This is a genomic window from Microcoleus sp. B4-C2, from assembly GCF_036705265.1.
GTDB lineage: Bacteria > Cyanobacteriota > Cyanobacteriia > Cyanobacteriales > Microcoleaceae > Microcoleus.
Window position 1 is genome coordinate 1 of the sequence record NZ_JAUBUB010000065.1, and the last position, 12,824, is coordinate 12,824.

At 45.7% G+C, this 12,824-nt stretch carries 11 protein-coding genes; 5 read left to right on the forward strand and 6 right to left on the reverse strand.

Going from position 1 to position 12,824, the window contains the following annotated elements; translation table 11 throughout:
* Window positions 1–661 precede the first annotated feature (661 nt).
* Window positions 662–2,596, reverse strand: a complete 1,935-nt coding sequence (locus QUB20_RS18650) for a serine/threonine-protein kinase (RefSeq protein WP_333247935.1) — start codon at window positions 2,594–2,596, stop codon at window positions 662–664.
* A 505-nt stretch (window positions 2,597–3,101) separates the two neighbouring features.
* Between QUB20_RS18650 and QUB20_RS18655 the strand changes: the two genes are divergently transcribed.
* Both QUB20_RS18655 and QUB20_RS18660 read left to right on the forward strand, forming a co-directional pair.
* Complete coding sequence (locus QUB20_RS18655; protein ID WP_333057691.1) at window positions 3,102–3,584, forward strand: 2Fe-2S iron-sulfur cluster-binding protein; 483 nt, start codon at window positions 3,102–3,104, stop codon at window positions 3,582–3,584.
* A gap of 38 nt (window positions 3,585–3,622) precedes the next feature.
* Complete coding sequence (locus tag QUB20_RS18660) at window positions 3,623–4,093, forward strand: phycobilisome protein (protein WP_333245446.1); 471 nt, start codon at window positions 3,623–3,625, stop codon at window positions 4,091–4,093.
* Between the two features lie 17 nt (window positions 4,094–4,110).
* Here the strand turns inward: QUB20_RS18660 and QUB20_RS18665 are convergent, their stop codons facing one another.
* The 5 genes from QUB20_RS18665 to QUB20_RS18685 form a co-directional block, all read right to left on the reverse strand.
* Window positions 4,111–5,277, reverse strand: a complete 1,167-nt coding sequence (locus QUB20_RS18665) for a pentapeptide repeat-containing protein (RefSeq protein WP_333247938.1) — start codon at window positions 5,275–5,277, stop codon at window positions 4,111–4,113.
* A 242-nt stretch (window positions 5,278–5,519) separates the two neighbouring features.
* Window positions 5,520–6,182, reverse strand: coding sequence for a V4R domain-containing protein (locus tag QUB20_RS18670; RefSeq protein WP_333057688.1), 663 nt, complete (start codon window positions 6,180–6,182; stop codon window positions 5,520–5,522).
* Between the two features lie 50 nt (window positions 6,183–6,232).
* Window positions 6,233–6,703 (reverse strand): phycobilisome protein, encoded by a 471-nt coding sequence (locus QUB20_RS18675; RefSeq protein WP_333057685.1) that lies wholly within the window; start codon window positions 6,701–6,703, stop codon window positions 6,233–6,235.
* A gap of 170 nt (window positions 6,704–6,873) precedes the next feature.
* The gene (locus QUB20_RS18680; protein WP_333057683.1) at window positions 6,874–7,140 is read right to left on the reverse strand and encodes a hypothetical protein; all 267 of its coding nucleotides are present in this window, start codon (window positions 7,138–7,140) and stop codon (window positions 6,874–6,876) included.
* A gap of 94 nt (window positions 7,141–7,234) precedes the next feature.
* Window positions 7,235–7,936, reverse strand: a complete 702-nt coding sequence (locus QUB20_RS18685) for a V4R domain-containing protein (protein ID WP_333057681.1) — start codon at window positions 7,934–7,936, stop codon at window positions 7,235–7,237.
* 282 nt (window positions 7,937–8,218) lie between these two features.
* On the opposite strand from QUB20_RS18685, the gene QUB20_RS18690 reads away from it, so the two are divergent.
* The 3 genes from QUB20_RS18690 to QUB20_RS18700 all read left to right on the forward strand — a co-directional run bounded on the left by QUB20_RS18690 (window position 8,219) and on the right by QUB20_RS18700 (window position 12,784).
* On the forward strand, window positions 8,219–10,051 hold the full coding sequence (locus tag QUB20_RS18690; RefSeq protein ID WP_333057680.1) for a peptidase C14: 1,833 nt from the start codon (window positions 8,219–8,221) through the stop codon (window positions 10,049–10,051).
* Between the two features lie 1,487 nt (window positions 10,052–11,538).
* Complete coding sequence (locus QUB20_RS18695; RefSeq protein WP_006635912.1) at window positions 11,539–11,763, forward strand: hypothetical protein; 225 nt, start codon at window positions 11,539–11,541, stop codon at window positions 11,761–11,763.
* Between the two features lie 769 nt (window positions 11,764–12,532).
* Window positions 12,533–12,784 carry a TIGR02450 family Trp-rich protein gene (locus QUB20_RS18700; protein WP_242725377.1) on the forward strand — a complete coding sequence of 84 codons (252 nt, stop codon included), beginning with the start codon at window positions 12,533–12,535 and terminating at the stop codon, window positions 12,782–12,784.
* Window positions 12,785–12,824 lie beyond the last annotated feature (40 nt).

Sequence of the window (12,824 nt, forward strand, 5' to 3'; positions counted from 1 at the left end):
TTTTACTCTCTATCTTAATTTTTTGACGAGGTTAATAGTGCTTTAAGCTTTCAAACTATTCTTTTTTCTAGGTTCAGTTTTCTACCTTTAGTTCGCGGTTGTTTGAACCGCTTCCCTTCTGGCGCTTTATTAATGTATCAACTCTCCCCAGAGTTGTCAAGCGTTTTGTGAAAATATTTTTGAGGTTTTTTTGAACCTATACACAGTAAGGGTTTCGACATTTATCGCCTGCTCCGGTATCCCCTGGCTGACTCCTCTTTTAACTATGGGGTCTTTTTTTGGGCCCAAATACGGCTTTGGGGCGGACTATTTCCCGCGCATGGGTATAAGGACTCTGTGGTTCAACATGATGGGGCTTACTTGGAGTAGAGGTTAGGCAAAGTTAGAGTGTAAGGTGTGAGGCTGCATCATGGGCTTAGGATGACAGAAGCAGGCTGGTGCATGAGTCATATATATGTAAGTGGTGTCTGCATTTCTTGGACTTTACGGAGGGAGGTTTGGATCTCAGATTGAGCCGATCGCCCTTAACAATTCCTCTGATTCAAAATCCCGAAGTTGACACGACACGGTACTCTAACCCAGATCGAACTCCCAGGAATCGATCGCGCGCAAATACACTATCCTGAATTACACCCCCAAACTCCTTCAGTTACACCAGTTATCAGCCCTTGATGAGCGAGCGCGAGTTGGTCTCCTCAACATCTACATCTAAAAAGTGCAAGTGACTCTCTTCCTCTGTATTGACAGCAATCACCAAACCTCTATGCCCCCAAGGAGCGATCGCCCGCGGTGAGGCGGGGCTGCTAAAATTCCCTACTTGAATCCCTTGACTGTTTAACACTTCTATCTGGCCCCCAACATCTGCCAATACCCATCCCCAATTAGCCACACAAGCAGACACGGGCAAACTTTCCAGGGGAATTCGCGCTACCTTGAGCGGCCACAATTTCATCAACAGCACCGCCGCTTTACCACCTTGGGGAATTCCCAGCAAAGTATAAGGCTCAGGTGTCAATAGGATCTGTCCGACGCTGGCAGATAACCGCACAGAACCCACAGGGGTGCCGCGGCGAGTGTAAACTCTAAAAATAGTTTGGGGATTTTTTGGTTCGTTATCCGGCCAAACTGCTAAGACGTGTCGCCGATCCAGAAACATTAATTCTGGTAAATAGTGTTCTGGTAACGGCACAGTAGCGATCAGCTTCAGGGCTTTTTTCTGATCGCCCGCCGTGCTGTTTCCAGCTAAAGAATAAAAACGCAGTTCGCCGGGAACCGCTACTGTCAACCAGTTGCCGCGAGAGTCTACAGCAGCTTTTAAAGCATCTGGCCCTTGCCTCAAACCCATATCCAGTAAACACTGAGGCTCCCAAGATCGCTCATTGAGCCAGTAAAGTTTTTGGGGAGTGAGAACGCAGCAGCCGTTGGAAACAGGTAAAATGCCGCGCACGATTTCCGCCATTAATGAAATCGAAGTAGACATTTCTCCTGTAACTAGCTGTTTTCCCGGCTGAGACCAAACCTTGACCTCTGTACCTACAGCAGCATAGAGATAGGTTTCAGTGGCAATTAAAGCGGTCAACGGTGCAGGAAGTATCAGTGGCTTGGGCTGCGAAAGCGAATAGCGCACAGTCCGAAGTAAATTAATAGCCGACTGTGATACTTTTTCCTCTTCAACTTCCAGCAAAGAGTCAGTTTCCGACTTCAGACTTTTATCACCACTTGTGGGATTTTCCCAGGGAATAATGCAGTCGCCCAATTGCCTGACAGCGGGGTCGTACATGATCAGCCGCAGAGCTTGAGCCATTTGGGAAGCACTGGCAAAACGGCGGGCTGGCAGCTTTTCTAAAGATTTTTTGACTATTGCTTGCAAAGGTTCGGGGATGGCGTCTGGAAATTGCAAGCGTTGATTCAGGTGGGCCCACCTCAAGTCTCCGGGGGTTCCCCCGAAAGGGCGGTAGCCCATTAGCAATTCAAACAGCAGAATTCCTACTGCATATATATCTGACATCGGGGAAAAAAGACCGTAAAACCGCTCAGGGGCCATGTAAGCAGGGGAACCTACGGTAGCGTCGGGAGAAAGTTCTTGGTGGAGGCGAGTGGTACCTATTTCTGGCAGCCGACGCGCGATGCCAAAGTCAGACAGCCGGGGCGACCAACCTTTGGCCCCTAAAGTTAGGAGGATATTTTCGGGTTTGATGTCGCAGTGAACTACGCCTCGGCGGTGGGCGTAGTCTAAGCCGGCTAAAACTTCCATGACTAGCTGTAAACCTTCGAGCAGACGCAAGGGGCGGTCTTGTTTGAGTAGGTTGCGGAGGGTTCCTCCCTCGCAGTAGTCCATAACCAAGTACCTGCCTGTAGCTGTGTGTTCTAGAGCTCGGCAGGTAACGATGTTCGGGTGCTGCAAGGTGATCAGAAACCACAGCTCTCGCAAGAATTCGCTAGTTGGGGCTTTTTGATGACTAAGTTCTTTGAGAGCAACCAGTTGGCTGGTGAGGCGGGAGTCCTGGGCGGGAGCTTCTCGAACGCTGGCACAAAAGACTCGACCAAATTGTCCTTGTCCGACTAGCCCTAAAATGCGGTACTTAGAATGTTGCATCGGTCTAATTATAGAAAAAGCTTGAGCTAGTATTAAAATATGTAAATAATTCTGACAAAAATTCAAATTTTTGAATCGATCGCCAGGTACAGCCTATGTTATCTCAGGTTCATTCTCAGCCTCCTTGAGAGCGATCGCACAGTCGCACCTACTAAAATCCTTGAGCTTCGGAATCACTATCAATCTTGCCGGATGCCTGTACCCGATCTGGAACTACCTGTGGCTGCTATTTTAGTTGATCGCGACTATTACAGTTTTTTCAATGCCCTCCAGAAAGTTTCTAAGGTTTTAGCTTTTCAAGGCTAAGCTGGGGAATCGGGCCGAGGAAACAGCGATAGGACCAAAAAAACAGAAGTGCGGTTATGCCATAGGGGTTAGAGAGGCAGAAGCCGATGCTGTCGTCAAGGCATCTTAACCTTTTTGAGTGTTAGCCAAATTTTTTTGCGCTTTGAATAAGTTGATCGTAACTTGCTAAATACTGAACTTGACAGGAGCAAACATCAATATGGTTAAAATTATTAAACTAGATCCAATTGCGGAGGAAATAGCAGTCGAAACCCGATCGAATATCCTGTCTGCCTTACTTTCCAAAGACTTAGACGTTCTCAAGGAATGCGGGGGGCGGGGAATGTGCGCTACCTGCCATGTTTACATTAAAGAAGGCATGGAAGGCTTGTCGGACATGAACCGCCGCGAGAAAAGGACGTTGGAAGTCATTACTACGGCTAAAGCCAATTCGCGACTTGCTTGTCAGGCTCAAATTATGGGCGAGGGTGTGGTTGTAGAGTTGCCTGCGGGGATGTACATTAATGCTATTGAAAATGTCGAAGCTCTGATCGGCCGCCGGGCCCAGCAAGATTTATTACACCCAATTACGGGTCAAGTAGTTGTAGAATCGGGAAAGTTAATTACTCGTTCTATCGTTACACAGCTTAATGAAACCCGCTTTCAAGTAGGACAGTATTTAGTTCGCACTAAAGAAGCTTAAAACTGATATGTTTGTATTTTAGTAGTAGAGAAAAATCTATGTTGAGCCAACTTGCGCGTTTGAGCACGGAAACAGACGGACGGTACGCCAGTGCAGAAGAACTCCAATTTTTGAAAGACTACTTTCAGTCTTTGAATTACCGGATGAGTGCTTATAAAAAAATTCAAGCCTCTGAAACAGAAATTATGCGGCAAGTGGAAGCACAAATGCTGTCTCTAGACCCTAGTTTATTTCGGCGGGGGGCTAACGATATGACTGAAAAGTGCCGTGGAGATATTGTGCGGGTGTTGAGGCATTCGGCGGCAGCACTGTTGATTAATGATACTGAACGGTTGCGCGATCGGCTACTACTTTGGTTGCAAACTATTTTAGGCGCTGTTCAAGTTAGAAATACTGCGACCGTGACCTACGATGTGATGAAAAAGGTCCTCAAGCAATATCTCACGGTGGAAGAAAGGAACCTATTTTTTCCGATTCTGGATATCAACCGCACTTTACTGGGCAAATAATCAAGGGAGTTGACAAGTTAACGCCGATAAACTGTGCCGTTAGGAAGAGTGGCTCCAATCAACTTCGCTCCGGTCAAATCCGCCTCAGTGAGAATCGCTCCCCGGAGGTTTGCTCCTGTCAAGTCAGCTTTTTGCAAGTTGGCTTTACTCAGGTTAGCTTTGCTCAAGTTAATTTCATGCAGGCAAGAATTAGAAAGGTCGGCATTGATCAGGTAGGCTAGACTCAGGTTGGCTTTGCTGAGGTTGGCTCCGCTCAAGTTAGCTTCCATCAGATAAGCACCGCTTAAGTTGGCTTCATTCAACAATGCCTCTGCCATATTAATTCCAGTTAAAAGTTTGCGGCTCAAGTCTACACCGCTGAGGTCGGCTCCGCTGAGGTTAATACCGCTTAAGTGGCTGCCATTCAAAGTAATGTTTCTCAGATAGGTTTTGCTGAGGTCTGCTTTGCACATATTGGCTCTATCCAAGCAAGCTTCGCTAAGGTCTGATCCGATCAAGCACGCGCCGTTTAAATAGGCTTGAGTGAGGTTAGCTCGCCTGAGATTAGCTTTCAACAGGTTGGCTTTGCTGAGGTTAGCACGGGTTAAGTTGGCTCCGGCTAGGTTGGCTTTGGATAATTCGGCTCCGGTGAGCTGTGCTTCGGTCAAGTCTGCCTCTTTGAGACTCGCTAGACTTAAGTAAGCATCTTTGAAGTTGGCTCCGTTGAGATTGGATTTAATCAGATAGGCTTTACTGAGATTGGCCTGAGTGAGAACGGCTTTGGTGAGGTTAGCGGCGCTCATATCTGCACCTATGAGATTAGCATTGGGAAGAATTGCTCCGGTCAGGTTTGCCCAATTCAGATGAGATCCGGCTAGGTTGGCGCCGGTGAGATTGGCTCCGATGAGATTGGCTCCACTCAGACTGGCTGCCATGAGGTTGGCGCCGGTGAGATTGGCTCCGCTGAGGTCAGCTTTGCTGAGGTTGGCTCGACTCAGATGGGCTTTGGTGAGGTCTGCCCCGCTGAGGTTAGCACCGATTAAGTAGGGTCGTTGCTGGTGTTGGTTGAGGTTTGCCAAAATTAGAGTTGGGGCATCGCTGGAACGGTATAAATCGATCGGACTCAACACAATGCCGCGCAGATTTGCCAGTCTAAAATCTCTTTCGCCGGCTGCATATCGAGTTAGAAGTTCATTGGCGTCCATTAAGTTCTAGCAAAATATTTGAGGTTTTGATTGCTTTTAAATTTTAGGAATTTCTAGAGTAAGTTATGAATTTTATTGCTGCTAGTTATAATCAGGTTTTATTTAAATTGCTAAAACCTAATTTTTTGACTTAGGAGCTTTTTTATAATTTAACTCACAGTTTTGATGATACGGTGGATAATATGACTACCAAAAAATCATTTTGACAGCTATTAGAAACAAAGTAATAGCTGTCAAATAAGTCAGTTTTTTTGGAAAAGTTGAGTGATAATAGCTTCATGGTCTTTTCCTTCTTCGACCATAGAATCTGCTGGTTGGAGGCGATCGCGCAGCCCTAAAATAAAGCGGTTGCAGTCCGAACCCAATGATTCGCAGGATGTTTGCAGGCAGTGAAGTTCTCGACCCGTAAGCTGACTAAAGAACGAACTTAAAATACCTGCTTCTAAAAAACAGGCTGGTCGCTTAGACTTGGGGGCTGTTTTAGCAAAAAGAGAGTTAGCAATTTTTACTATTAAGAATCCATGTTCGGAATAGCTGGGGTCTAGATCAAATGTTCCCCATCCATGAGTTTTCCAACACTGCTGTAAGGACTGAAGAAATTCTACCATTTCCATTTCAGAAACTGGCTGACCGTAGTATTCGCTGACTTCTTCGCAAAAACGCACGTAGAAGTTTTTACCCCACCAGCGACCGCAGTTGAAAAGTACGAGGCGGGAGGCTTGACCTGTTTCTTGTTCTAAGCCGATATAAATGGCTTGAATCAGTGTTTCTGGAAGTGCTAAGAGCCGATCGCCCCGTCGGTTTTCGAGGAGGCCGAGTTCGAGGTCGCCTCGGACGTAGGCATCGCTGGCAAAGTAGTTTCCAGGGAGTCGGGGCTGTTTGAGTAAGTCGGCAATATTAATCATCGGGAATTGGGAATTGGGAATCGGGAATTGGAAATTGGGAAGAAAGCTGATTATTTATTACCTTGATCAATAATAATTGACTGTGCTTGGTCGAAAAATGGTTGCAATATAGCCCTGGCTTGCTCGGAAAGCAATTCTTTTAAACGAGTTTGCAGCAGATTGCAAACAGTTGCTTCGATTTTTTGAGTTTGGTGGGCTTCGACTATGCCGGAAAGCCAGTCTACAAGGCGCTGTTCGAGAAAATTTTGATCGTTCAGCAGCATAGCCATAGCGCAGTACCGCAAGACTAACACCCAGTGTTTGAGCGATCGTTCTAAGGTTTCTTGTTTTTCGTCGGGGAATGTTTCTTGTAGTTGATTGGCTACTGGTTGGAAGATGCTTGCTTCCTTCTCTCGCAAAAATTCGTAAATTTTTAAGCGCTGAACAAGGGTTACAGCTTGACGCTTAAAAGCTAGGAGTTCTTCGCCTTTTAAAAAGCGGTTTTCTGCCTGATCCAGCAGCGCCTCAATCTCAGGGTGCATGATTTTAATTAAGTGGTAATCGGTAATTGATAAAAGGAAGGAAGTTCGGCAACGAGCAGTGTACGGGATTTAACGGATTTAACGGAGGGATTTTGAAGGATGAGAAAAGAGGGGTGAGGGAAGATGGATGAGGGATTGCTCTATTTTTCATGTTCTATTCCCTAGACAGATTAAAACATATCGAATAGGTCATCAATGGTGACTTCTGCTTGTTCAGTAATAGAAATTACTGGCAAGGGTGGCGGTAGGGGTAGGGCACCTACTTCCGGAATTCCTTCCCAAGAAATAGCTTGAAAAAAGTCTGCTACTGGCTGGGTTAAACTCAGAAGTTGACCGGGGTTCGAGCCAGTTGGGGTTTCTAAAGATTTTCCCAGCCAATTATAGTGACCAAAGAATTCTTGGACGGATTGGCCCAACCATGAAGTTTGACTTTTCATCTTTCTTCCTGCCTGGAGAAATCCACCATTGCACTTTCGATCGCGAAATTGGTGGGAGGAAAGGCAGGGCAGGGAATGTGCCTTTCCAGGTTGTTTACCGCAATATTTCACCGTGTTGCAGTCGATTTTGAATATCGCGGGCGTTGGCACCTTCGTTGAGCCAGAATGCTGCTGCATCAATTTTATCTGGGTTGCCAAGCAGAAACTTGCAATAGGTTTCTCCCATTGAGTAACATTGGAGTTCTATGCAGCTCAGAGGCTTTTTGACTAAAGAGCCAAAGAAACCGGCGAACAAACCGGCGTATAGGTGACAAACCGGTTTGCCTACGTCGCCCAAAGTTCGAGCAACTGCTGAGTCAAAAAGGTTGATGAAGATACAGCCGTGTTTGCGATCGCTCATGTCCACTTCCCAGCGACCCCAACCTTGAGCTGTGAAAGGCCACCACCAAGTTTCTAGCAGAAACATGAGATTTGACTGGCGAATGTTCTGGCTGTATTCGGCACTAAACCATTTTTGAAAAAATTCGGAATCTTGGAGTCCCCATTGGCAACCAATAGTATACATGATGACAGAGGACGCAGGGCCGACTTCTTCTTCGAGTCCCTCCACCAAACCAATAATGAAGTCTTCGCTTGTAAAAATGTTGCGCGACTCGTTCCAGTCGTCAATTGTACCCATCTGGCGATCGAAGGCAAAAAAATCCTGAAATCTATAGTGGCTATGAGTTTTAGGATGATGTTGCTTTAGTAACGATTCGCTGTGGGGGGAGATTTCTTTTTTGGCGGTAGAGACCATTGGCGGGTTATTCCTTTTTGATGTAGTTTGGTGAAAATTAGAGTCAAATAGACTGGCCTGTGTATCCAATTTAACTTTATTTTTCTAAAGGTAGACACAGGGGAGAATTTTTTACTGCAATATAAAAATTAAAATTTCTAGGATGCTAAATTTGGGCGCTTGTTGGGAGTTCTGCCTTCGGACAACTGCTCTCTGAGTGCTGGCGAAAGTGGGTATAACCTTCAGCGGCTATGTGTTATCGTTTTGTGCAAGCAGTCCACTATATATATAGGGCATATGGGGATGAAAAATCACGCTTGTATTGCAATAGGCATCAATCAATATCAGTTACTCCAGCCTTTGAGTTATGCCCAAGAGGATGCAGAGGCATTGTACGGTTTTTTGACTGAGGATGCGGGTTTTGCGCCGGAGGGATGTCTGCTGATGACCGATAGCTCGCCGTCGCTGTGGGGTCAATCTACATATCCAAATCGGGAAAATATTCTGAGATTGACCCAAAGCCTCTGCGGGGAACATGTGCAAAAGGGAGATTTACTCTGGTGTTTTTTTAGCGGCTACGGTGTCAGCTATGAAGGTAAGGATTATTTGATGCCGATTGACGGCAATCCGGCTGACATTAAGGGTACGGGGATTCCGGTAGAGTTGCTGTTGAATACTCTGAAAAACGCTCCTACGGAAACTGTATTGGTGCTGGTTGATATGAACCGCAGCCAGATTTTGAAAGCGGGGGAAACGATCGGCTCTCAAACGGTCGAGCTGGCGCGGGAACTGGAAATCCCAACGGTGCTTTCTTGCCGCCCAAATCAAGTTTCGCGGGAAACTTCGGCTTTGCGTCAGGGGTTTTTTACGACGGCGCTTTTGGAGGGGCTACGCTCGGGACAGTGCATGACGATTAAGGGTTTAGACCGTTTTTTGAGCGATCGACTGCCGGAGCTGTGTGACCACCATTTGCGTCCGAAACAAGAACCTTTGATGGTGGTGAATCCTCCAGGAAAGGCTAATTTGGTGATTTTGCCCGATGTAGGGGTACCAACTGCTGCGTTGGCCGGACGCAACGGCAATATGACGGTTGGTACGGCTGATGGGTTAGATCGCCCGCAAATGGCGACGGCTAGGGATCGAATGGATCTGCCTCCTGCAGTTCGCAACGCTCAGGATTCGTCGGTTGAGATGCCGCCTGTGTCGCAGCCGAAGGCCGTGGTTCCTGCTGATGGGGGAGGCGATCGACCGAACTTGCAAAAGCCGGAGGATGAAGATAAAGGGGGGTCGGATAAGTCATTTTTGCAGCAGCTAGTTTTGTGGAGTTCCGCTACGGCTTTGGTGTTGCTGTTGGGTGTTTTTGTGACGAACAGATCAATTTTTATTGGTCAGCAGGAAGGAGATCCTCGATCGCCTGCTGAAAATGCCCAAAACTCTGGATCTCAACAATCTACTGGTACTGGGGGGTCTCAGAACCAACCGCGGGCGGTGCAAGCAGGGGCTGGAACCAAGCAGCCACCGTCGAGCCAGCAGGTGTGGGCTGAGGCGAAAACTTTCCTTAAGGATGGTTCGGCTTCTAGTTTTAATAAAGCGGTGGTTAAGGCTCGAACGATTCCGGCTAGCGATCCGCTCTACCCGCAGGCTCAGCAGGATATTGAGCGCTGGAGTTTAACGATTTTGGATATAGCTAACGGGCGGGCTGCTCGGGGCGATTTCCAGGGGGCGATCGGGGCGGCTAAATTAATGCCGGATGTCAATAAGCCTGTTTACAATCAGTCGAAACAGGCGATCGCTCAGTGGGAGGAGCTATCCAAAGACCAGGATGTAAATGCTGCTTTGCTATCGGCTGCTAAGGGTCAAATTAAGCGGGGGGTTGCCTCTTCTTACAGTAAAGGCATCCAGCAAGCTAATAAAATTGAGCCAGGTCAGCCGAAGTATGAAGAAGCTCAACAGTTAATTGGAGAGTGGAGCGAAAGTATTCTCAAAATTGCTCAGTTGCGTGGCTCTCAAGGAAAGCTGAAAGAGGCAGTTGAAGCTGCTTCGCTGGTGCCGTCGGGTACTAAGAGTTATCAGCCGGCTCAGAAGGATATCGCCAATTGGAAAACTAAGCTCCAACGCCAGCAGAAAAAAAGTTGATTTAGTTGATAATTTCTCGGTTTCCCACCGGGAAATTATTTTAGCGACTGACCAACATTAGTCGTTGGCTAGATCGATACCTCTTGATACTGAAAAAAGAGACCTACATATCGATAATTTAAAACCAATAATTTTATTCGCCATTTCCCCTCCCAGCTTCTGCGGGAGGGGTTTTTATCTGTTGGCTGGTCGGTGCGTTTTTGTATAGTGAAAGATATCGTATGAGCTGGTTAATGAGGGTTGCATAATAGGGGGATGATTTTAATGTTTTTTGTGATGGGGCCATGAGACCGAAGGCGTGTATTTTCACAGCAGGCGGGACGCCCAACCCTACTCCCCACAATAATCTTCAAATTTTGCAACGCCGATTAATTAATATTTTAAATTCACGTTTAGAGTTTCCTGAGCCGACTCCTCTACCGTCAAAAAATATTTTTCTAACAAAAAAGATGGCTATAAAGATAGTTAAAAAATGATAAATAAATCATGAATAAATAGCTTTTATTTGAAATTTAGAAAAAAATCAGTATATTTAATTACTTGTGATTATCAGATTAAGTTATATTTTTTTAACTTAATTTAGTAAGAAGGTTTGCTACATATAATTGCTACCTAATGCAAATTAATCGGGCAAAATCGTCATAAAAATCGGCTATGCACAGTTAATTTTTTTTATCGATTTTGGTAGACTATTAGGAGCGATCGACGGATGGAAGACTGTTTAAACTTGTACTGTTTTTAAATTATGAACAGTGACCTATCTGTTATGAATTATACAAAATGAGCCGTTACTGACAATTCTCGCGGACGTGCGATCGCCCCCAATGAATTCAGGAAACATATTCACCGCCACACAGCACAAAATATCTGGATTCGCAAGCTGCGAGTCTTCGTTGGCCCGGAGATCACAAAGCTGCCTTAATTAACACAAATAAGGGCTTTGCAAGAAAATCCAAAAAATATTTCCTTGAGAAACAAGAATAAAAACTTGCTCGCTTATTGTAGCCCCGGTAACAACACGTATGCCTAAAGTTATAGTCCACAGCTAAGTCTACAGGACGAGCTAAATCAATAGGGTGATGTGGCAGTGTCGGGGTGTTAAGAGGGGCGATCGAATAGGAATGTTCCCGGAGCCATCGCTTCCCAATCGGGGAGTCTAAAACCTAGGAAGGCAAGGAGTTGGAGACAAGGCTGAACTTTTTGAGGTCAGGAAAGTAGCGTTAGCACTAAACTCTGCCGTATTGTGGAAATCGAGCCAAATTTGTAACAGTTCTTAACTATAAAGAATTCTGCCAAAACTGCTAGCATAGTGACACTTTTGCTAGCAAAAACAGATAAAGTAAATAAAGTTGGCTAGCTCTAGACGCGCCGATCCCCATCCTGGGGATGTTGAATCAATTTGATTCATACCAAGTGGTTTTAGAGTTACAATCGGAATCAAAGCATCGCTATTTAACTGAGTTCTTTACTTACTTTTACTTTCAGCTATGAACGTGGATTTTATCAAAGCCCAAGTCAGGTTGCTACAGGGTGCAAGTTCATCGGAGCGAGAAACCCTTATTAAAAACATCGGCGTCTGTGCTGGCGTGATCCGACCAGGAGAGTACGTGACTCCGCAACGGAAGCACGCTATTACTCTCTGGCTGCAAACAAATGCGGTTCGCCTCCGACTTCCCCAACTTCCTCTGGACTTATCAGGCCAAAAGCCTTAACAGGGAAGTAATCAAGAGGTAGCGACAGAATCAAAGAAATTAGTCAATCTTACCTAAAAGTGCGTTTTTATTGAGCTGTACAGGATCAATGAAACACGATGAAGATTGAAAAAATGTTTGTAGGGAAAGTTGGGCTCGAAAACACGCCTGTGGACAAGAAGCGGCCGACCGCCTTGGTAGAAGCAGGAAGTGAACGTCAAACCTGCTCTAAAAGTAGATTTGAGTAAGTTTCACAGAAAGGATTATTCTGCACAACTATAACCTGGGTTATTTGCTTTTAGATTTGAGATTCACGATGTAGCTGGTATTGGATAAATAGGCTATTTGTGGATCGCCTGAAAAATTATCCTATTCAATAGGTATAACTAATTACAGGGGCAGTCATTGAACTGCCCTTACTTTTGAACCCGATGCGAAACTGTTGCAAGTTACAATAAACGCATCTACTTGTAGATAGAGTTTATGTGAACTCTCGTGTAAGCAGCAGTGGCTCTATATTATTTGGTATGTTCGAGATGGGAGGGAGAGAAGGGGAGAGGGGGAGAGGATTGGACGACTTTTGATAGGGAATTAATATCATCAAACAGAACGAGTTATAGCAATCCTTGCAGGAGTCGTACCAAGATGTAGGGGATAGTACCTTTCTTTGCCTACCCTGGCCTCATGGGGCAACCACGGGGGGTTTGCCCCTACAAGAATGACACAAAGGATTTAGGATGGCTATATTACAATTCACTTGCTTTCTAATATATTTTTCCACAAAAATACTGTGAGCAAAAAACAAAAATTTCCTTATTTAGTTGGTTCCCGATGGACTTCACACCAAAAAACTTGGGGGTGGCGACACTTTCAAGTGGTCAACCGAAAAAACGAAGGTAAATGGGTATTTGCAGAAATGGTGGCGGCTTGCGATCCAAATGTGCGTTTTTGGCTGAACGCCGCACAGCTCAAAGACCGATCGCTCTGGCAAGCTGGATGGCAGTCTACGCAAGAATTAGAGGAATTAGAAACTGCCGACTAAAAGACAGGGCTGTGGGGTAGAGAGAGGGGAAGTTCCCTCG

Bases quoted from the DNA above. Each gene is read 5' to 3' on its own strand.
- QUB20_RS18650 (WP_333247935.1), bottom strand. From the start codon at position 2,596: ATGCAACATTCTAAGTACCGCATTTTAGGGCTAGTCGGACAAGGACAA.
- QUB20_RS18655 (WP_333057691.1), top strand. From the start codon at position 3,102: ATGGTTAAAATTATTAAACTAGATCCAATTGCGGAGGAAATAGCAGTC.
- QUB20_RS18660 (WP_333245446.1), top strand. From the start codon at position 3,623: ATGTTGAGCCAACTTGCGCGTTTGAGCACGGAAACAGACGGACGGTAC.
- QUB20_RS18665 (WP_333247938.1), bottom strand. From the start codon at position 5,277: ATGGACGCCAATGAACTTCTAACTCGATATGCAGCCGGCGAAAGAGAT.
- QUB20_RS18670 (WP_333057688.1), bottom strand. From the start codon at position 6,182: ATGATTAATATTGCCGACTTACTCAAACAGCCCCGACTCCCTGGAAAC.
- QUB20_RS18675 (WP_333057685.1), bottom strand. From the start codon at position 6,703: ATGCACCCTGAGATTGAGGCGCTGCTGGATCAGGCAGAAAACCGCTTT.
- QUB20_RS18680 (WP_333057683.1), bottom strand. From the start codon at position 7,140: ATGAAAAGTCAAACTTCATGGTTGGGCCAATCCGTCCAAGAATTCTTT.
- QUB20_RS18685 (WP_333057681.1), bottom strand. From the start codon at position 7,936: ATGGTCTCTACCGCCAAAAAAGAAATCTCCCCCCACAGCGAATCGTTA.
- QUB20_RS18690 (WP_333057680.1), top strand. From the start codon at position 8,219: ATGAAAAATCACGCTTGTATTGCAATAGGCATCAATCAATATCAGTTA.
- QUB20_RS18695 (WP_006635912.1), top strand. From the start codon at position 11,539: ATGAACGTGGATTTTATCAAAGCCCAAGTCAGGTTGCTACAGGGTGCA.